This is a genomic window from Stutzerimonas stutzeri (assembly GCF_009789555.1).
Lineage (GTDB): Bacteria > Pseudomonadota > Gammaproteobacteria > Pseudomonadales > Pseudomonadaceae > Stutzerimonas > Stutzerimonas stutzeri_R.
This window is the reverse complement of sequence record NZ_CP046902.1, coordinates 2,115,550-2,133,292: the sequence shown is the minus strand read 5'-3', so window position 1 is coordinate 2,133,292 and position 17,743 is coordinate 2,115,550. Positions and strand designations below refer to the sequence as shown.

General features: G+C 64.1%; 19 protein-coding genes. 4 read left to right on the top strand and 15 right to left on the bottom strand.

The features are described from left to right. Nucleotides 1-53: 53 nt before the first annotated feature. The 12 genes from GQA94_RS09980 to ppc form a co-directional block, all read right to left on the bottom strand. Nucleotides 54-878 (bottom strand): inositol monophosphatase family protein, encoded by an 825-nt coding sequence (locus GQA94_RS09980; RefSeq protein WP_158187871.1) that lies wholly within the window; start codon nt 876-878, stop codon nt 54-56. Nucleotides 879-1,002: 124 nt separating this feature from the next. Continuing rightward, a complete protein-coding gene (locus GQA94_RS09975) occupies nt 1,003-2,607 on the bottom strand; it encodes a catalase (RefSeq protein WP_158187870.1) in 1,605 nt (534 codons plus the stop codon). Nucleotides 2,608-2,716: 109 nt separating this feature from the next. Then, a complete protein-coding gene (locus GQA94_RS09970; RefSeq protein WP_158187869.1) occupies nt 2,717-2,965 on the bottom strand; it encodes a DUF2789 domain-containing protein in 249 nt (82 codons plus the stop codon). Between the two features lie 152 nt (nt 2,966-3,117). Then, complete coding sequence (locus GQA94_RS09965) at nt 3,118-3,378, bottom strand: hypothetical protein (protein ID WP_158187868.1); 261 nt, start codon at nt 3,376-3,378, stop codon at nt 3,118-3,120. 331 nt (nt 3,379-3,709) lie between these two features. Then, entirely contained in the window at nt 3,710-4,129 is a 420-nt protein-coding gene (locus GQA94_RS09960) for an HPF/RaiA family ribosome-associated protein (protein WP_158187867.1), read from the bottom strand. Between the two features lie 125 nt (nt 4,130-4,254). Next, nucleotides 4,255-5,037: a class I SAM-dependent methyltransferase gene (locus GQA94_RS09955; protein WP_158187866.1), complete on the bottom strand. Its 783-nt coding sequence runs from the start codon at nt 5,035-5,037 to the stop codon at nt 4,255-4,257. Nucleotides 5,038-5,091: 54 nt separating this feature from the next. Then, on the bottom strand, nt 5,092-5,784 hold the full coding sequence (locus GQA94_RS09950) for an extensin family protein (RefSeq protein ID WP_158187865.1): 693 nt from the start codon (nt 5,782-5,784) through the stop codon (nt 5,092-5,094). A 56-nt stretch (nt 5,785-5,840) separates the two neighbouring features. Further along, a complete protein-coding gene (locus GQA94_RS09945) occupies nt 5,841-6,713 on the bottom strand; it encodes a DUF72 domain-containing protein (RefSeq protein ID WP_158187864.1) in 873 nt (290 codons plus the stop codon). Between the two features lie 17 nt (nt 6,714-6,730). Continuing rightward, on the bottom strand, nt 6,731-7,093 hold the full coding sequence (locus GQA94_RS09940) for a hypothetical protein (protein ID WP_233270235.1): 363 nt from the start codon (nt 7,091-7,093) through the stop codon (nt 6,731-6,733). A 59-nt stretch (nt 7,094-7,152) separates the two neighbouring features. Next, complete coding sequence (gene tsaB, locus GQA94_RS09935; protein WP_158187863.1) at nt 7,153-7,830, bottom strand: tRNA (adenosine(37)-N6)-threonylcarbamoyltransferase complex dimerization subunit type 1 TsaB; 678 nt, start codon at nt 7,828-7,830, stop codon at nt 7,153-7,155. Between the two features lie 130 nt (nt 7,831-7,960). Next, nucleotides 7,961-8,608 (bottom strand): adenylate kinase, encoded by a 648-nt coding sequence (gene adk, locus GQA94_RS09930; protein ID WP_158187862.1) that lies wholly within the window; start codon nt 8,606-8,608, stop codon nt 7,961-7,963. A 254-nt stretch (nt 8,609-8,862) separates the two neighbouring features. Beyond that, on the bottom strand, nt 8,863-11,499 hold the full coding sequence (gene ppc, locus GQA94_RS09925) for a phosphoenolpyruvate carboxylase (RefSeq protein ID WP_158187861.1): 2,637 nt from the start codon (nt 11,497-11,499) through the stop codon (nt 8,863-8,865). A gap of 199 nt (nt 11,500-11,698) precedes the next feature. On the opposite strand from ppc, the gene GQA94_RS09920 reads away from it, so the two are divergent. From GQA94_RS09920 to GQA94_RS09910, 3 genes are all read left to right on the top strand, one after another. Next, complete coding sequence (locus tag GQA94_RS09920; protein ID WP_158187860.1) at nt 11,699-12,040, top strand: pilin assembly protein; 342 nt, start codon at nt 11,699-11,701, stop codon at nt 12,038-12,040. Between the two features lie 250 nt (nt 12,041-12,290). Continuing rightward, nucleotides 12,291-12,686: a DUF4398 domain-containing protein gene (locus GQA94_RS09915; RefSeq protein WP_158187859.1), complete on the top strand. Its 396-nt coding sequence runs from the start codon at nt 12,291-12,293 to the stop codon at nt 12,684-12,686. A 45-nt stretch (nt 12,687-12,731) separates the two neighbouring features. After that, a complete protein-coding gene (locus tag GQA94_RS09910) occupies nt 12,732-13,535 on the top strand; it encodes an OmpA family protein (protein WP_158187858.1) in 804 nt (267 codons plus the stop codon). Between the two features lie 87 nt (nt 13,536-13,622). Here the strand turns inward: GQA94_RS09910 and GQA94_RS09905 are convergent, their stop codons facing one another. Then, the gene (locus tag GQA94_RS09905; RefSeq protein WP_158187857.1) at nt 13,623-13,961 is read right to left on the bottom strand and encodes a hypothetical protein; all 339 of its coding nucleotides are present in this window, start codon (nt 13,959-13,961) and stop codon (nt 13,623-13,625) included. Nucleotides 13,962-14,247: 286 nt separating this feature from the next. Between GQA94_RS09905 and GQA94_RS09900 the strand changes: the two genes are divergently transcribed. Then, on the top strand, nt 14,248-15,816 hold the full coding sequence (locus GQA94_RS09900) for a class I adenylate-forming enzyme family protein (RefSeq protein WP_158187856.1): 1,569 nt from the start codon (nt 14,248-14,250) through the stop codon (nt 15,814-15,816). Nucleotides 15,817-15,958: 142 nt separating this feature from the next. On the opposite strand, the gene GQA94_RS09895 is transcribed toward GQA94_RS09900, so the two are convergent. Both GQA94_RS09895 and GQA94_RS09890 read right to left on the bottom strand, forming a co-directional pair. Continuing rightward, nucleotides 15,959-16,888: a 2-hydroxyacid dehydrogenase gene (locus tag GQA94_RS09895; protein ID WP_158187855.1), complete on the bottom strand. Its 930-nt coding sequence runs from the start codon at nt 16,886-16,888 to the stop codon at nt 15,959-15,961. A gap of 71 nt (nt 16,889-16,959) precedes the next feature. Then, nucleotides 16,960-17,706, bottom strand: a complete 747-nt coding sequence (locus tag GQA94_RS09890; protein ID WP_158187854.1) for a class II aldolase/adducin family protein — start codon at nt 17,704-17,706, stop codon at nt 16,960-16,962. Nucleotides 17,707-17,743 lie beyond the last annotated feature (37 nt).

Genomic DNA, 17,743 nt, shown 5'->3' with positions numbered 1-17,743 from the left:
CACGCGCGGCGTGGGAACGTGGCACGGTGGCGCCAGTCATCCGGAGCGCAACATCAACTGTCCAGCGAAGGGCCGATCATTTCCGCCAATTGCCGGTAGACGCCCGGGCAGGCGACCAGATAGGGATTGCCCCGTAGCAATCCGTCGTTACGCAGGAAGTCGTTTACGCAGCCGCCCGCTTCCTTGACCATGACCAGCCCCGCCAGGCAATCCCAACTTTTCAACTCGGTCTCGTAATAGCCCAGCAAGCGTCCGGCCGCCACATAGGCGGTCATCAATGCGCCGGAGCCATTGCGAAAGAACATGCCGCCATCGGCCAGCAGCTTTTCCAGGAAGGGAATGAAGTGCTCCTTGCCACGTGGATGAAAGGTGCCGGTGGCGGTGACGCCCTGCGCCACATGCGTGGCGCCGCTGACCTTCATAGGCACGTCGTTGACGAACGCGCCCTGGCCCAGGCAGCCATGGAACAGCTCGTTATGGTTGGGATCGGCGATGGCGCCCAAGTGCGGTTCGCCGTCGATCAGCAGGCCGATGGACACGCACCAGTTATGCAGGCCGTTGACGAAGCAGGCCGTGCCATCGATGGGATCGATCACCCATACGCAGCGAGCACCAAGCCCGGCTGAACCACTTTCCTCCCCGAGAAAACCATCCTCGGGGAATCGCTCGGCCAGCCGGGCGCGTATGAATGCTTCGATCTGCTTGTCCGCGATGCTCACCACGTCCTGCAGATCGTCGCCCTTGTGTTCGACCGTCAGCACGTCGCGCTTGAGGTAGTAGTCCATGCCGAGCCGTGCGGCCTCGCGCGCGAGGGATCTGGCACAGTCATAACGGGCCGCGATGTCGAGAGCGCTGGCGGCCGATGGGTCGCGATTCATGAGAGTCCTTTTACTACGGGAGTACAACGGGGCGCTGCGTCGCGCGCAAGCGGCGCATTCTAATTCACCGGCGCACAAACACCAGGCGCGGCGACACGGCGCCGCCGCGCCCAGCGCAACGGTGCTAGCGCCCGATGCCGGGCTGGGTGGCGTGGTGGGTATCGCCGCTTTCCGCTTCGCCGCTGCTGTAGGTTGGCCCGGCCAGATTTTCACCCGGCGCGGCGCGCCCCTCGAGCGGCGGCAGCGCCTTGGCTTTCTCGATATCCACGCCCACGCCGTCGGCCAGACGTTGTCCGTAGTCCGGATCGCAATGCCAGAAGTGCCAGATCATCCGCAGGCAGATATGCTCCGGACACTCCTTGAGGTCGGCGGTAATGTTGGCGATCAGGTCCTCGCGCTCCCATTCCTCGAAACTGCGATAGCGATCGCCAGCCTGGTGATAGTCCGCCGCAGCCTTGGTGGTCTGGTAGCGGCCAAGGTGGCCTTCGACCCATTGGTGATAATCCGGCTTGGGCTTGGGCGCTTCACGCAGCCCGCCCATCGAACTGGGCTCGTAGTTGACATGCGGGTTTTCGCCGCCGGTGTCGACGAAGTGCGCCATCTGCCCATCGCGCTGATTGGTGGCCACCTGACGGCGGGGCGCGTTGATCGCCAGTTGCAGGTAGTTGGCACCGACACGGTAGCGCTGAGTGTCGGAGTAGGACAGCGTGCGCCCTTGCAGCATCTTGTCATCGGAGAAGTCGATGCCGTCGACCAGCACGCCCGTACCGAAGGCGGCCTGTTCGGTTTCGGCGAAGACATTCGACGGGTTGCGGTCGAGCACCAGACGACCCACCGGCAACAGTGGGAACTGGTCTTCCGGCCAGCGTTTGGTGTCGTCCAACGGATCGAAGTCGAGTTCCTCATGCGGATCATCGGACATGATCTGCACCGCCATCTCCCATTCCGGGTATTCGCCCCGCTCGATCGCATCGTAAAGATCTCGCGTGGCGTGACCGACATCTTTCATCTGGATCTCGGCGGCCTGCTGAGCGGTAAGGTTCTTCACCCCCAGCTTGGGCTCGAAGGAGAACTTGCAGAGCACGGCCTCGCCCTTGTCGTTGACCAGTTTGTAGGTGTTCACGCTGGAGCCCTGCATGTGCCGGTAATTCGCCGGAATGCCCCAAGGGCTCTTCACCCAGGTCACCATGTGCAACGCTTCGGGATGATGTTGGACGAAATCGTAAAAGCGCCAGGGCTCTTGCCTATTGGTCACAGGGTCTGGCTTGAACGCATGGATCATGTCGGGAAACTTGATTGCGTCGCGGATGAAAAACACCTTCAGGTTGTTACCCACCAGGTCCCAGTTGCCATCTTCGGTATAGAACTTGATGGCGAAACCACGGGGGTCGCGGGCGGTTTCAGGCGACTCCTTGGCACCGATCACCGTGGAAAACCGCAGGAAGACGGGCGTGCGCACACCCGTCCGGGTCAGCACCTTGGCGCGGGTGTATTTACTCGCGGGCTCGTCGCCGATGGTGCCGTAGGGCTCGAACCAGCCATGGGCTGCGGTACCACGGGCATGTACGACGCGCTCGGGGATGCGTTCCCGATCGAAATGGGTGATTTTTTCGATGAACTGGTAGTTCTCAAGCGTCGCCGGGCCGCGCTCTCCAACACTGCGCAGGCTCTGGTTGTCGCTCACGGGATGACCCTGCCGGGTCGTAAGTGTGTTTCGTTCTTCGGTCATGGCGGCTCCTGAGGTCGGAGGAAAGACGCGCAGAGCGTCGAGCGGCAGGGCTTTCAAGCCAGCGGAGCATGGCTGCTTCACTCACGGCCAGGCTTGAGGCCCGATGGGGTCAGGACAGTGCCTGTTCTTCGTGTAGCCGGGCGTTGAGTTCGTCGACGATCGGGACCCATTCGGCGTCCTCGATCCATTCATCGGCGAGGAAAGCACGCTGCGCATCGCTCCAGAACGGCGCTTCGGCAAGCTTGACGTGATTGGGTAGCGGCGCATGTTCGGCGATGAATTCGTCGATGCTGTTCGGGTCCGACGGCAGGCCCAGCTGTTCGAACAAGGTACTCATGTCTTTGTTGGGAAGTTCCATCGAACGACTCCTCGTCTGGTCGATTTGGCGCCCAACGGGCGCAGGCGATGTCTGCAATAGAGGGGTCGGGGCCACCAACAGTTCAACCGGACGTCAGGGTGCGAGCAGACGGGAAAGAGGCGGGCCTCGCCACGGCGCGGCCCGCAAAGGACTCAGGCCGCCTTGTCGAACAGTTGCCTGCCTTGATCCAGGCATTGGTCCACCAGCCACTTACCGTGAGCGATGGAAGCCCGCTGCGCTTGTTCGAGTTCCGCCATGAAGGCGTGCCCGACCGGAAGCGCCATGCGCCGGGTAACCTGTCCCTGGGGGTTGCTGATTCGGCAACCTCCGGCCCAGGGAGTCGGTGTGCCGGGATGCTCCATCACTTCGGCAGTAATCACGTGATCGCGGTAAACGCATTGCATCATGGTCATGGTGTCACCTCTGTGCTGATGGCCGTGAGCAGTTCTGAACAACGCTCACCTGGCCGATTGCCCCCCCTCTCGTCACGGTCCGCCACGAGCCTAGCGCGCCGTTTCCGACGCTCCTCGCGCAGTACCTCCATTGTGTATAGCACAGCCCCCAGCGAAGGACAGTTCCGGTGGTCGCTCGCAAAACGCGGCGTCCGGTTCAGGCGCAGTAACAGGGCACGGAAAGAGGCGGCAAGGCGCAGGCACCGGGCGGTGCCTGCCTGTTTTTGCGAGGGTGTTATCGATCGACGCCGATCATCGGCGCGTGGCCACGCTGGTGACGCAATGGCCTGACTCAGGAGCTGCGCAGTTGCTCGTCTGCGAGGAAATCTTCTTCCAGCAACGCATCGCGCCCTTCGACTTCGAGGGTTTCGCCTTCGATGGGCGTCGGCGCCGAGGCGCGCTTGCTGCGCAATTTGCCGAACTGATGCTTGAGCGCATTGTTGAGCTTGTCGATGGCGCCGTCCACGGCCAGCTCCAGGGATGCGGCCTTATGCGTGACGGAGACTGGCTGCTGGCCTTTTGGCCGCGCCTCGATCTGGCATCGTTTGTCATGGGAGCCGGCCTTGTCGCCGTTCTCGTCGTTCAGGTGCACCACGACTCGGGTGACCTCGTCGTCGAACCGATCCAGCTTGTCGGCGACATTGCCGCTGACCCAGTCCACCAGACGGGCGCTTCCTTCGATGTGGTTATCGCTATGTACTTGGATCTGCATATGCGCTTCCTTCTACTGCGATCAAGGTAACCACCGTTCAGGCCACGAACGGCCTGATCTAGAAATGCCACTGTTGAGGACATTAAGCAAGGCCAACGAAACGGCAGGTGCGCAGGGGCGATCGATCACTGGCTGGCCGACAGCTTCTTCTTCGGATAAATGTCGTAGCGGCTGGACTTGCCCTCCAGGCTGTAGCCAGGCCGGGGCCCGTCGATCGCCGGTGCCTTGCGCGGCCGTTTCACCACCACGCGGTGGCTGGCCAGTCCCAGCGCCTGTTCGAGCAGCGCGCCCGCGTCCAGGTCATCTCCTACGAACGGCCGGAACAGGCGCATTTCCTTTTTCACCAGCGCGCTCTTTTCACGGTGCGGAAACATGGGGTCAAGATAGATCACCTGCGGCGGCTCACCCTCCCATCGGGCCATCAGCTCGATGGCGTTGCCGTGTCGCAGCCGCATGCGCTCGACGATCGGCCGTACGTCGGCGTCTTCGGTTCCCCGTCGCAGACCGTCCTCCAACAGCGCGGCAATCAACGGTTGACGCTCGAACAGCACCATCTCGCATCCCAGGGTAGCCAGCACGAAGGCATCCCGGCCGAGGCCGGCGGTGGCATCCAGCACGCGGGGTCGGACGCCGGGCTGGAGGCCGACTGCCTTGGCAATCATTTGCCCGCTGCCACCGCCGAACTGACGACGATGTGCAGCGCCGCCTTCGACGAAATCCACCCGTACCGGACCCGGCGCTTGCGGGCCCAGCAGTTGCAACTGCAGGCCCTGGTCGCCCAGTTGCAAGGCGAACTGCGCGTCGTCCGCCTGCAACGGCAAGGCAAGCCGAGAGGCCCAGGCGCCAGCCTGCTCGGCGAACTGAGGCGCCAGCGCCTCGACACGAACCAGCGGGGATGAAGCAGTCATACGGAGCTCGGCGAGAAAAACGCCGCATTCTGCCAGAGGACGCGCCAGCGCGCCTCAGCGGCAGACACCGAAACCGCCCATATCGACATGAAAATGGTCATGGTGGGCGGCGTTGTATTCGGGACTCAGCGTGATCCTGAAGGCATCGCACGCCGCCGCTTTGATCTCACGCAGGAAGCGTGCCTTGTCGTTCTCGCCGTTCCAGTCCCGCGCAACGGTAATGCGCGTACCGTCCTGCAGCCCGAACCCGGCCAAATCCAGGGCGTTGGCCGAAGCGTGCTGGCTGCGCCTGTCGCTGCGCGCGATGTTACGACAGGCGAAGCTGCCGAAGTGATCGACACGCGCCACGGGTTGGCCAAACACCCGCTGCGCGGCAGGCTGTAATCCGTGCCGTTCGAACAACGCATAGGCGGCGGCCAATGGGCACGTGGCGAGAAACGCGCCGTTGAAGCGCACCGACGAGCCGGTGACGCGCACGGCGTTCACGACGGGGCAGCCGGGTTGCGGCGTGCTGTCAGGCACCGGCACGTAGTCGAGATCGGAGGTCGTCAGCGCCTGCTCGCAAAGCCCACGATCATTTTGCAAACGCTGCAGCTTGTAGGACGTGAGCAGGTTCGGCGCCTCGCGGATGTCCAGTGGCGCCCAGGGATTCCACTTCGGCGGAACGTCGACGTGGCCGCGCCAGACCGCGTAAACGAACCCGCACGCGGCGAGCAGCAACAGGAGAATGAAACGGCCGAAAGTCATGCCGATTTGGCAACGCCGCTACGTCAAGGTTGCAACAATCCCGCCATCGCTTGGCGCTAGCCGCGTTCGAGGCTCAACAAGGACAGTTGCGACGCGCTCTGCGTGGGCGCCATCGCCAGGGGCGGAAGGCCCGGCAGCCGTTGCCGCAGTTGCTCATGGAAACGCATGGCCAGTTCGGGCGCCAGCCTGTTATCGGGCGTATGCAAATAGACATGCGGACGTTTGCCCGCCTCGATCCAGCCGGCGACCTTGGCCAGCCAGGGCGCGAGGAACCTGTCGTTCGCCTCCAGTTCGGGATGCCCAACGAAGCGCAGCTGCGGGGAATCGCTGAACGCTGCCGGTCGTACCGGCAGTCGCGGTTTCTTGCTCTGCGCATGGAGCACGGCAGGATCGCTCGTCTGGCAACTGAACAGCGCGCGGGTGTCCATGCAGATGCGCTCGACGCCCCGTTCGTGCAGCAAGCGGTTCAGCGCACGCTCCTCCTCGCCTCTGGCGAAAAACGCGGGGTGACGCACCTCCACCGCCAACGGCCTGTTCAGGGTATCGGTCAGTTGCACCAGCTCGCCGAGACGAGCCGGGCCGAAGGTCGCGGGCAGTTGCAACCAGAACGGACTGACCCGCTGCCCCAGCGGGGCCAGCAGCGACCGGAACGACAGGATCATATCGGTTGCTTCCCGCAGATCCGCTGCCTGGCTGATCTCGCGTGGCAGCTTGGCGCAGAAGCGAAAGCCTTCCGGCATCAGCCGCGCCCAGCGCTCGACCTTTTGTGCAGACGGCCAGGCATAGAGGGTGGTGTTGCCTTCGACGGCATTGAAGACCGCGCAATAACGCGCAAGAAATTCGGTCGTCGGCAAACCTGGCGCATAGAGCGACCCGCGCCAGGCGGCGTCATTCCAGGAGGGGCAGCCGAGAAAGTAGGGAAGATTCAAGCGCGGTTCGCTACGCCTCAGGCGTAGAGATCCAGACCGAGCACTTCGTGCGCATCGAGATCGGCGCTGAAGCTCGCCGTGGTGCCGTAACTCTGCAGCGCTTGAGAGGCACGGCTACTCAGCGGGCGTTCCATCATGGCTTCGAAGCGCGCCGGCATGAAATCACCGGAGACGACCGAGGCGTAGTCAGTGGGCTCGCTCCGAGTGCCTCGGGAGAGGTGTTCGTAGGTGGCATCGGCTGGGCTGGAGGGGGTGACGATCGACTCGCGCGCTTGCTCCGCAGCCCTTTCACTTTCGCGATAGGGTACCGGCGCACTGCCATGAGGGGCAGGACGTTCGATGGGGTATGCAGAGGGGGCGAGACCGTTGAGGCGCATCATTCACCTGTTCAAGTGTCGCCGACTCTAGCGAGCCGTCCGGTTTTTGGCAATCCCGCCGGTCACCGGGGCGCCTTCGGCGTGGCGACGTTGTCCCTCAGGTACACCGGCTGCGCCTGATCGGCCTCCACCGCCTCCCCGCGCTGCCAGCCGCAAGCCGCCAGATGCAACAGATCTTCGGCGTGCGGCAGCAGCGCCGCGTCAACCGCCGCAGGCCGTACCGCAAGCCGCTCGCCATAGCGCCACCCGGTTCCGGCGGCAAGCCAGTCCCCGGCGCTGTCGCGCGGAAGCGTGACCTGTTCCGGTGGCAATACGGCTTCGATGCCCGCCAATTGCATCTCACCGTCGTGGGCGCGATAGCAACCCCAGTAGACCTCATCCATGCGCGCATCGATGGCCACGGCCACCTGCTGGGCCGCCTGTTCGCGATGGGCCCGCTGGGCAATGGTCGCCAGGGTCGAGACCGGCAGTACCGGGCGCTCCAGCGCGAACGCCAGCCCCTGCACCACGCCGACGGCGATACGCACGCCGGTAAAGGCGCCGGGGCCTCGACCGAACGCCAGCGCATCGACGGCCGACAGGGCGACGCCCGCTTCGGCCAGCAACGTCTGGATCATGGGCAACAGCCGTTGCGCATGCAGGCGGGGTATCACCTCGTAATGGCTCAGCACGCGGCCTTCATGCAGCAGCGCGACGGAGCAGGCTTCGGTGGCGGTATCCAGGGCCAGCAGCGTGGTCATCGCAAATCCCGGTCGGAGTAAAAAAGGGCGGCGATTGTAGCATCGGCGCATCCGCTCCATCAGCCATGCCCGTGGCCGGCCGGAAACGAAAACGGCCCGCAAGCGGGCCGTTTGGGTATGCGAGACGAGATCAGCTCAGCGCAGCCAGCACCTTGGCTGTGATGTCTTCCACCGAGCCGACGCCTTCGACGCGGCTGCACTTGGGCGTGCCCTCGGTGGCTTCGAGGTTCTGGTAGAAGGCGACCAGCGGCTTGGTCTGCGAATGGTAGACGGCCAGACGATGGCGAACGGTTTCTTCCAGATCGTCCTTGCGCTGAATCAGCTCTTCACCGGTGAGGTCATCGACGCCCGTCACCTTCGGCGGGTTGTGCTCGGTGTGGTAGACGCGCCCAGAAGCCGGATGCACACGGCGACCGGACAGACGCCCGACGATTTCCTCATCGTCCACCGCGATTTCCAGCACGTGGTCCAGCTTCACGCCGGCATCGCGTAGCGCTTCGGCTTGCGGGATGGTGCGGGGAAAGCCATCGAAAAGGAAACCGTTGGCGCAGTCGGCCTGCTGCAGACGCTCCTGGATCAGAGCAATGATGATTTCGTCGGAAACCAGGCCACCGCTGTCCATCACGTCCTTGACCTGCAAGCCCAGCGGCGAGCCGGCCTTGACCGCTGCACGCAACATGTCGCCAGTGGAGATTTGCGGGATGGCGAACTTCTCGGTGATGAAGCGTGCCTGCGTGCCCTTTCCGGCACCGGGTGCTCCCAGCAGAATTACGCGCATGGATGAGTCCTCAAGTTTTGCATAGGGATGCCGCCAGGATCGATGGTCTGCACCCTTACCTCTGGCGAATCAAAAAAACTGGTTTGCCGCCATGCGACAAAAGGTTGAACACGATACACAGCGCACAGAACGCAGACAAGCGGCTCCCATGGCCCATCGCTGCCGGACCCGCCATGGCGCACCGAGGCGGGAAAATGTCGTTCGAAGCCGGCAGTGACGTTTGTCCGGCGCCTCGCCGCCCTCCCGGCGCGCCTTCAGCCGGTGTTGCGCAAACCGGCTGCGATGCCCGCGACGCTGACCAGCAGCGCTTGTTCCAGAGGGCTTTCTGCGGGGTCGGACTGCTGCCTTGAGCGCGCCAGCAGTTCGGTCTGCATGAGATGCAAGGGATCGAGATAGGTATTGCGCAGGCTGAATGCTTCAAGGGTTTCGGGGCTGTGCGCGAGCAGTTCGGTCTGCCCGGTCAACCCAAGCACCGCCTCCACGGCCTGCGACAATCTGTCACGCAGATCGTCTCCCAGGGGCCGCAATGGTGCACTGACCAGTCGTTCGTCGTAGCGCCTGGCGATCTCCGCATCCGCCTTGGCCAGAACCATCTCCAGCATATCGATGCGGGTACTGAAGAACGGCCACTGTTGTCTCATCCGCCGCAGGCGATCGCCCTCCCCGCGCGCCAGCGCTGCCCGCAGCGCCTGCTCCCAACCCAACCAGGCGGGCAGCATCAGGCGGGTCTGCGTCCAGGCGAATATCCAGGGAATTGCCCGCAAGCTCTCCACACCGCCCTCGCGGCGCTTGGACGGTCGGCTGCCCAACGGCAGGCGTCCAAGCTCCTGTTCCGGCGTGGCCTGACGGAAATATTCGACGAACTGAGGGTGGTCGCGCACCACGCTGCGGTATGCCTTGACCCCTTCGGCGGCCAATTGCTCCATGGCGTCGCGCCAGTCGGGCTCAGGCATCGGCGGCGGCAACAGCGTCGCTTCCAGGACGGCGGCCAGATAAAGGCTGAGGTTCTGTTCGGCGATGTCCGGCAAGCCGAACTTGAAGCGAATCATTTCGCCCTGCTCGGTGGTTCGGAAGCGCCCCGCTACCGATCCCGGCGGCTGCGAAAGGATGGCAGCATGAGCCGGCCCGCCGCCACGCCCGACGGTACCTCCACGACCATGGAACAGCAGCAACTCGACCTCGTGCCTGCGGCAGATATCGACAAGACTTTCCTGGGCGCGATACTGCGCCCATGCCGCCGCCGTGGTGCCGGCATCCTTGGCCGAGTCCGAATAACCGATCATCACTTCCTGCGGGCCGTGCAGCCGTTGGCGATAGCCGGGCAAGCCCAGCAGCCGCTCGAGGGTGGGACCGGCATTGTTCAGGTCATCGAGCGTCTCGAACAGCGGCACGACGCGCATCGGTCGCTGCAGGCCAGCCTCCTTGAGGAGCAATTGAACGGCCAGCACATCCGAGGCACCGCGCGCCATGGAGATGACGTAGGAGCCCAATGACGCGCCTGGCGCCTGGGCCACCACGCGGCAGGTCGCCAGCACTTCGGCGGTCTCGGCCGATGGCTGGAAATGCGGCGGCAGCAATGGGCGGCGATTGTTCAGCTCGCGCTGTAGAAAGTCCAGGCGCTGCGCCTCATCCCATTGTTCGTAGCGTCCAAGACCCAGATAGTCGGTGATCTCGGCCAGCGCCGCGACATGCCGGGCCGAATCCTGACGAATGTCCAGACGAACCAGAAACAGCCCGAATGCCGCCACCCGGCGCAAACTATCGAGCAAGGCGCCATCGGCAATCATGCCCATACCGCAGGCGTGCAGCGAGTGGTAGCACAGCTCCAGCGGTTCGCGCAGGTCACGGTTGTCCTGCAACACGGCAGGGGGCGCCGGCCGATCCTGTTCGACTGCCGCACTGGCCCAGTCTCGCGTGGCCTGCAGGCGCTCACGCAGGCCCTTGAGCAACGCGCGGTAGGGCTCGGCGGATTCGCCGGTGTGGCGCAGCAGTTCGTCGCTGGCGGTCTGCATCGACAGCGCGGTGATCAGCCCGTCGACGTCGTGCAGGAACAGGTCCGCCGCGACCCAGCGCGCCAACAACAGCACCTCGCGCGTCACCTTCGCGGTCACGTTGGGATTGCCGTCGCGGTCGCCCCCCATCCAGGAGGCGAATCGGATGGGCGCGGCATCCAGCGGCAGGTGCAGACCGGTGCTGCGGTGGAGCACCTGATCGGTCTGGCGCAGCACGTTCGGCAGTGCTTGCCAGAGCGAGTTTTCGATAACGGCGAAGCCCCACTTCGCTTCTTCCACCGGCGTCGGTCGGCTGCGACGAATCTCCTCGGTGTGCCAGGCCTCGGCGATCAGCCGTTGCAGACGCAGTTCGATCCGCGCGAGTTCAGCCGTGCCGAGGTCGGTGTGATCGCGCGCCGCCAGCTGCGCTGCGATGGCGTCGTACTTCTGGATCAGCGTGCGACGCGACACCTCGGTCGGGTGCGCCGTCAACACCAGTTCGATATCCAGCCGCCCCACCTGACGGGCCAGAAACTCCTGGCCGAAACCTTCACCCTTGAGCCGCTCGAGCAGGCCGCCCAGGACGCCGGTTTCGAACGGCGCCGGCTCGCCGGGCCGACGCCTGCGCACCTGGTGGTATTGCTCGGCGATGTTGGCCAGGTTGAGGAACTGGTTGAAGGCGCGGGTCATCGGCAGCAGCTCGTCGTCAGCCAGCCCGTCGAGTGTCTCCTGCAACAGCCTGGCCCCGTCGACCGACCCCCGACGCGCGCCCTTGGCCCCCTTGCGGACACGCTCGATCTTGTCCAGGAAGGCATCGCCGTGCTGCTCGCGAATGGTATTGCCCAGCAGTTCGCCGAGCAGATGAACGTTCTCGCGCAGGCGCGCGTCGATCTTCGCCATGTTCTCGTCTCTCCTGGCCGCGGCGTCGAAGGCCCGCAACCGATATGCAACCGATGCTGAACGGCTACGCTGTAAGGACCCTCCAAACAGAGTGCCCAGCGTGCTCGTCGAAGACAAGGCATCGCAACACAAGTCTGTTCGACGGTCGCTTGCATCACAGCCAATATCGCCCGCCATGGCGGGCTAAGGATGGAGCTAGATGAAGATTTCAGAACTGGTCCGCGAATGGGAAAGCACCGCCACCGGACGCATGAGCGCCACCCGCTACAGCATCCCGCTTGACGTCGAAAGCGCCGCCCGGCTCGCCGCCCTGGCGGAAATGTATCCCAAGCGCAGCACAGAGGAGTTGTTGGGTGAACTGGTCGGGGCTGCGCTCGAGGGCATCGAAACCAGTCTTCCCTACCAGCAAGGCACCAAGGTGATCGCAACGGACGAACAAGGCGACCCGATCTACGAGGACGTGGGTCCGACGCCACGGTTTCTCGCGCTTTCACGCAAGCATCTCGAGCGCCTCCTGGCTGAGCAGGCGGAACAACCCTGAGCCGGCGCCGCTCGCACGGTGGGTCTCGGCGAGCCGTTCATTGAGCTGACCGAGGCGACTGAGTGGCCGCCTCGCTCACGCTCGACAGCTCTAAAAAGCCCCCTCCAGGCGCTTCGTTTGCCTGTTCACTGGAACGATTGCGCACTGATGCCCTCACAAAAACATGCCCGTTCTGATTGCTGGCCCATTTCTACAGGGCACCTGCAAGGCTCACGGGCACCGTTCCCCGTTCTTCCATTGGAGACTGGCCATGAAAACGAACACCGCAGAACGTACGCTATCGCGATTCCAGTTACCCAAGCTGACAGCCGTTGCGCTGGGCGGCCTGTTGCTGGTCGGATGCGCCGGCAATCCACCGAACGAGCAATTCGCGGTCACCGAGTCTGCCGTCCGCAGTGCAGTAAGTGCAGGCGGCACCGAATACGCCGCGGTTGAAATGCGCGCCGCGCAGGAAAAGTGGAAGCAGGCCGAACTGGCCATGCAGAAGGAAAACTACGACGAAGCGCGCAAGCTGGCCGAACAGGCCGAGTGGGATGCGCGCGTCGCCGAGCGCAAGGCTCAGGCCGCCAAGGCGCAGAAGGCTGTGGAGGACGCCAACCGGGGTATTCAGGAACTGCGCGAAGAGAGCATGCGCGGCGTCCAGTGATCACCACGTTCAATTCCCAACGCCTTCAACACAGGATGATTCGTTATGAATAAATTACTGACGCTCCCTACCGTGCTGGCCATGACCATCGGACTGGCCGCCTGTTCTTCGCAGCCCAACCAGAACCTCGAACAAGCGCGCGGACAATACTCCCAGTTGCAGGCCGACGCCCGCTCCAGCCAGCTTGCCGCATTGGAAACCGAAGACGCGGGCAAAATGCTGGAACGCGCCAACCAGGCCTATCTGAACGATGCCGACGAGGCGAAAGTCGATCAGCTCGCCTATCTGGCCAAGCGTCGCATCGAACTGGCCGAACAGACGATCGCCCTGCGTACCGCAGAGCAGGAAATCGAGAAGGCATCGGCCAAGCGCGCCGAAGCCCGACTCGAATCACGCGAACAACAGCTCAAGCGCCAGCAGGACGAGATCCGCAAACTGCAGCAGGACCTACAGGCCAAGCAGACCGAGCGTGGCACCCTGGTGACCTTCGGTGATGTGCTGTTCGACCTCAACAAGGCCGAACTCAAGCCGGCCGGCATGCGTGGCGTGCAGAAACTCGCCGATTTCCTGAATGAAAACCCGGAGCGCAAGGTCGTCGTCGAGGGGTATACCGACAGCACCGGCTCGGATACCTACAACCAGCAATTGTCCGAGCGCCGCGCCGAATCCGTGCGCCGTGCCCTGACCCGCGCGGGCGTCGACGCGCAGCGCATCCAGACCGTCGGTTATGGTGAGGAGTATCCGGTGGCGAGCAACGACTCGACTTCCGGTCGGGCGATGAACCGTCGCGTCGAGGTCACGATTTCCAACGACAACCAGCGTGTCGCACCGCGTTCGTCGATGGAATGATCACCTCCCTGAGCGCCGGGTCACGCCCGTGACCTGCAAGCCCGCCCGCGTGGCGGGCTTGGCGTTTCAGGCCCAGCGGAAGGAACATCAGGGCCTGCTTGCCGGCTCCTCTGCCTGGGGGACGCGCTGGCCCATGCAACGCACCGCGCGTTTGCGGCTGTCCACCAGCACACCGGTCAGGCCCTTCTGCTCGGTGTCGAACAGCACCAGCACACCATCGATGCATTCGGCGACCTGCGGGGCTGGCTTGAGCGAGACGCGATAGTCTTCACCAGGGATGGTCTTGAGCATCGTGTAGTCGGCCAGCAGCAGCGCATCCTCCGGCTTGGCAAAATGCAGGTAGCCGTAGTAGGACAGCACCGCGACGGTCCCGATGACGCTGCCGATAGCGGTGAGGATCAGCGGAATGGGATTGCGTTCGGACATGGGCGGACTCACCTGATCAAAGAGGCGGCATTGTCGCAAAAATACGCGCAGCCGGCTAAAGCTCCGTCCACTGGCGCACGATACCGCCGGGCCGCTGGCCTGGGTGGCCGGTCACGACCGGCCTCGGATCGGCTCACGCTTCGCGTCGCACTGATTATTGGTCATAGCCGCTGCGAATAACGCTTCACGCGCACGCGATTAGCGCTGAAGGTTGACCCCATCCGATGCACTGCCGTGCCCGCTGTTCATGGCGCGGCCATTTCTCATTCGACAGGACGAGCCCGTCATGAACACCCCTGCCCGCCCCGACGCCACCTTTCTCGACCAGCCCTTTGTGGCGATCCCCGACCTGATCGCGCATTGGGCCGCGCAACGCCCCGATCATCAGGCCCTGGTCCAGGACGAGCGCAGCCTGAGCTACGCCCAGCTCGACGCCCGCATGAACGGGGTCGCTGCGGCACTGCAACGCGACGGCATGAAACCCGGCGACGTGCTGGCAATCTGCGCCTACAACTCCATCGAATACGCCACGGTGTTCCTCGGCGCGCTGCGCGCTGGCGTGGCGGTGGCGCCCCTGGCCCCCTCGGCCAGTGCTGAAAGCCTGCTGGGCATGCTGGCGGATGCTGCACCACGGCTGCTGTTCGTCGATGCGCCCTCGGCGCAACATCTGGAGCCGGTCGCAGCGCAAATGCCGTGTCCATCCGTGCGGCTGGACCGGACCACCGCCGATGGGCTGTCGTCATGGCTGAGCGATTCGCCCCCGCGGGCGGTTGCGGTCCAGCCCGAGTGGGCATTCAACATCATCTATTCGTCCGGGACGACCGGCGAGCCCAAGGGCATCGTGCAATCGCACGCGATGCGCTGGGCACACGTGCGCCGCAGCGCCACCTACGGGTACGGCGACAACGCCACCACCCTGATCTCCACCCCGCTGTATTCCAACACCACGCTGGTGGCGTTTCTGCCGACGCTGGCGCTGGGCAGCACCGTGGTCCTGATGAGCAAGTTCGAGGCCGGCGAATACTTGCGACTGGCGCAGCAGCACGGTGTCACCCATACCATGCTGGTGCCGGTGCAATACCAGCGCATCATGGCGCGCCAGGACTTCGCACAGTTCGATCTCAGCCGCTTCCGCTATAAAATGTGCACCAGCGCCCCGTTCAACGCCGCGCTGAAAGCCGATGTGCTGGCGCGCTGGCCGGGCGGGTTGATCGACACCTACGGGATGACCGAGGGGGGCGGCACCTGCACCCTCGCCGCACACGAACATCCGGACAAGCTGCACACCGTCGGCAAGCCCGCCGAAGGGCATGACATCCGCGTGATCGATGACCAGGGCGTTGAACTGCCGGAGGGGTCTATCGGCGAAATCGTCGGGCATTCTCCAGCCATGATGATTGGTTACCTCAACAAGCCGGAGAAAACCGCCGAAGCCGAATGGTTCGACCCCAGCGGCAAACGATTCATCCGGACTGGCGATGTCGGTCGCTTCGACGCCGAAGGGTTTCTGACCCTGCTCGACCGCAAGAAGGACATGATCATCTCCGGCGGCTTCAACCTGTATCCGAGCGATCTGGAGGCCATACTGCGCGAGCATCCGGAAATCGCCGACGTGGCCGTCGTCGGAGTGCCGTCCACCCGTTGGGGCGAGACGCCGATCGCGTTCGTCGTGCGCACCGGCGCCGCGACGCAAACGTCCGAAGCGTTGCTGGACTGGTTCAACGGTCGCGTTGGCAAGACCCAGCGGCTGGCGCGAATGGAGCTGATCGACGAACTTCCACGCAGCGCCATCGGCAAGGTACTCAAGCGCGAACTGCGGGATCGGTATCTGGCCGAGCACGGTACAGCGGACTGATCAGCCGGCGGCTCCCGCCGCCGAGGCCCCGGCCTCGGGGCGAAGCTCGGCCGATGCCAGCCACAGACGCGGGGCGACGCTTCGATCTTCGAGCCCCGCAGCCTCATCCGCGGCGAAGCCCGTCTACGAAGGCAAGCGCTGTCTAGTAGCCGCGCTGGATATCGATCACACCGCTGATCGCCTGGCCCTGCTCCAGCGAGACGATCTTGCCGGCGATCTGGGCCACGGTCGCCTCGCGTAGCGTACGCGCCGAGACATGCGGGGTGATCGTGACCTGCGGCATACGCCAGAACGGATGGGTGGTCGGCAACGGTTCTTCACGGAATACATCGAGCACGGCGCGGGTAACGTGGCCTTCGTCGATGGCCCGGCAGAGATCCTCGTCGACCAGATGCTCGCCACGGCCGACGTTGATCACCACCGCATTCGGCCTGAGCCGCGTTAGCAGCGAATAGTCGATCAGATCGCGCGTGCTGTCGGTGAGCGGCAAGGTGTTGATCAGCACTCGCGTTTCGCCGAGAAAGCCGTCGAGTTCGGCCTCTGTGGCGAAACTACGGACGCCCTCGATGGCATAGCTCGAGCGCGCCCACCCGCTTACGGGGTACTCCAAGGCGGCGAGCGTGCGAGCGACGCGCTGGCCGATATGCCCCAGCCCGAGCACGCCAATCGGCCACTCGCTGCGCTCGATTGGCCGGCGAAGCTTCCATTGGCCCGCAGCCTGCTGCTCACGGTAGGCATCCATGTCGCGGCTGATGCCGATGACGTGATACGCCACGTATTCGGCCATTTGCACCGACATGCCGGCATCTTCCAGCCGCACCACCGGAACGTCGCTCGGCAGGTTCGGCACACGCACCAGCGCGTCCACGCCGGCTCCAAGGTTGAAGATCGCCTTGAGCTGCGGCTCCTTGTCGAACAGTGCCGCGGGTGGATGCCAGACGATGGCGTAGTCCGCCGAGCAACTTGGACTGTCCGGTCGCCAGACCTCGATCTGGGCGTCCGGCAGGTGCTGCCGAATCAGGTCGGTCCAGCGTTCAGGCTTGGGATCGGCGGCAACGAAGAGGATTTTCATGGGCGCTCTGCTTCTGCTCGGTTGAAAAGAGGCCGCCTGGCGGGCGGCCGGGCCACGGCATCAGCCGAAGGTCAAATGGCATAAACGTGACCGTTGGCTTCCAGCAGGCGCAACAGTGCCGGCCAGGTCAGCTTGGCCGCCTTGCCCAGTTCGGCCGATTGCTGGCGAGTGGTCTCGATGGCGGTGTCCGACGGCAGGTAGGTCGGCCCGCAGGATTGAGCACGCACCTGGATCTCGCACGCCTTCATCAGAAAATACAGATAGGTGAAGGCTTCCGCGACGGTGCTGCCCGCCGTGAGCACGCCATGGTTACGCAGGATCATCATCTGCTTGCTGCCGAGGTCGCGGATCAGCCGTTCGCGCTCGCTCAGGTCCAGCGCCACACCCTCGTAATCGTGGTAGCTGATGTGATCCAGACAAAGCATCGCCGTCTGACTCAGCGGCAGCAGGCCATCACGGTGCGCCGACACCGCCGTGCCATCAGCGGCATGCAGGTGCATGACCGCCCCCGCGTCTTCACGGCCCATGTGGATGGCACTGTGAATGGTGAAACCGGCCGGATTGACCCGGTGCAGGCTGCCGCTCTGGACGATCTGTCCCTCGCGATCGACCTTGACCAGCGACGAGGCGGTGATCTCCTGGAACAGCAGACCGTACGGGTTGATCAGGAAGTGGTGTTCCGGCCCGGGCACGCGGGCCGACAGATGAGTGAACACCAGATCGTCCCAGCCAAAATGCGCCACCAGCCGATAGGCCGCCGCGAGATCCTTGCGCACCTGCCATTCCGCGTCCCGATTCGCCGAACTTGACTCTTGCATCGCATCTTCTCCATTGGTTTAGAGGCGCCCGTGGCGC

Bases quoted from the DNA above. Each gene is read 5' to 3' on its own strand.
- GQA94_RS09980 (WP_158187871.1), bottom strand. From the start codon at position 878: ATGAATCGCGACCCATCGGCCGCCAGCGCTCTCGACATCGCGGCCCGT.
- GQA94_RS09975 (WP_158187870.1), bottom strand. From the start codon at position 2,607: ATGACCGAAGAACGAAACACACTTACGACCCGGCAGGGTCATCCCGTG.
- GQA94_RS09970 (WP_158187869.1), bottom strand. From the start codon at position 2,965: ATGGAACTTCCCAACAAAGACATGAGTACCTTGTTCGAACAGCTGGGC.
- GQA94_RS09965 (WP_158187868.1), bottom strand. From the start codon at position 3,378: ATGACCATGATGCAATGCGTTTACCGCGATCACGTGATTACTGCCGAA.
- GQA94_RS09960 (WP_158187867.1), bottom strand. From the start codon at position 4,129: ATGCAGATCCAAGTACATAGCGATAACCACATCGAAGGAAGCGCCCGT.
- GQA94_RS09955 (WP_158187866.1), bottom strand. From the start codon at position 5,037: ATGACTGCTTCATCCCCGCTGGTTCGTGTCGAGGCGCTGGCGCCTCAG.
- GQA94_RS09950 (WP_158187865.1), bottom strand. From the start codon at position 5,784: ATGACTTTCGGCCGTTTCATTCTCCTGTTGCTGCTCGCCGCGTGCGGG.
- GQA94_RS09940 (WP_233270235.1), bottom strand. From the start codon at position 7,093: ATGATGCGCCTCAACGGTCTCGCCCCCTCTGCATACCCCATCGAACGT.
- tsaB (WP_158187863.1), bottom strand. From the start codon at position 7,830: ATGACCACGCTGCTGGCCCTGGATACCGCCACCGAAGCCTGCTCCGTC.
- adk (WP_158187862.1), bottom strand. From the start codon at position 8,608: ATGCGCGTAATTCTGCTGGGAGCACCCGGTGCCGGAAAGGGCACGCAG.
- ppc (WP_158187861.1), bottom strand. From the start codon at position 11,499: ATGGCGAAGATCGACGCGCGCCTGCGCGAGAACGTTCATCTGCTCGGC.
- GQA94_RS09920 (WP_158187860.1), top strand. From the start codon at position 11,699: ATGAAGATTTCAGAACTGGTCCGCGAATGGGAAAGCACCGCCACCGGA.
- GQA94_RS09915 (WP_158187859.1), top strand. From the start codon at position 12,291: ATGAAAACGAACACCGCAGAACGTACGCTATCGCGATTCCAGTTACCC.
- GQA94_RS09910 (WP_158187858.1), top strand. From the start codon at position 12,732: ATGAATAAATTACTGACGCTCCCTACCGTGCTGGCCATGACCATCGGA.
- GQA94_RS09905 (WP_158187857.1), bottom strand. From the start codon at position 13,961: ATGTCCGAACGCAATCCCATTCCGCTGATCCTCACCGCTATCGGCAGC.
- GQA94_RS09900 (WP_158187856.1), top strand. From the start codon at position 14,248: ATGAACACCCCTGCCCGCCCCGACGCCACCTTTCTCGACCAGCCCTTT.
- GQA94_RS09895 (WP_158187855.1), bottom strand. From the start codon at position 16,888: ATGAAAATCCTCTTCGTTGCCGCCGATCCCAAGCCTGAACGCTGGACC.
- GQA94_RS09890 (WP_158187854.1), bottom strand. From the start codon at position 17,706: ATGCAAGAGTCAAGTTCGGCGAATCGGGACGCGGAATGGCAGGTGCGC.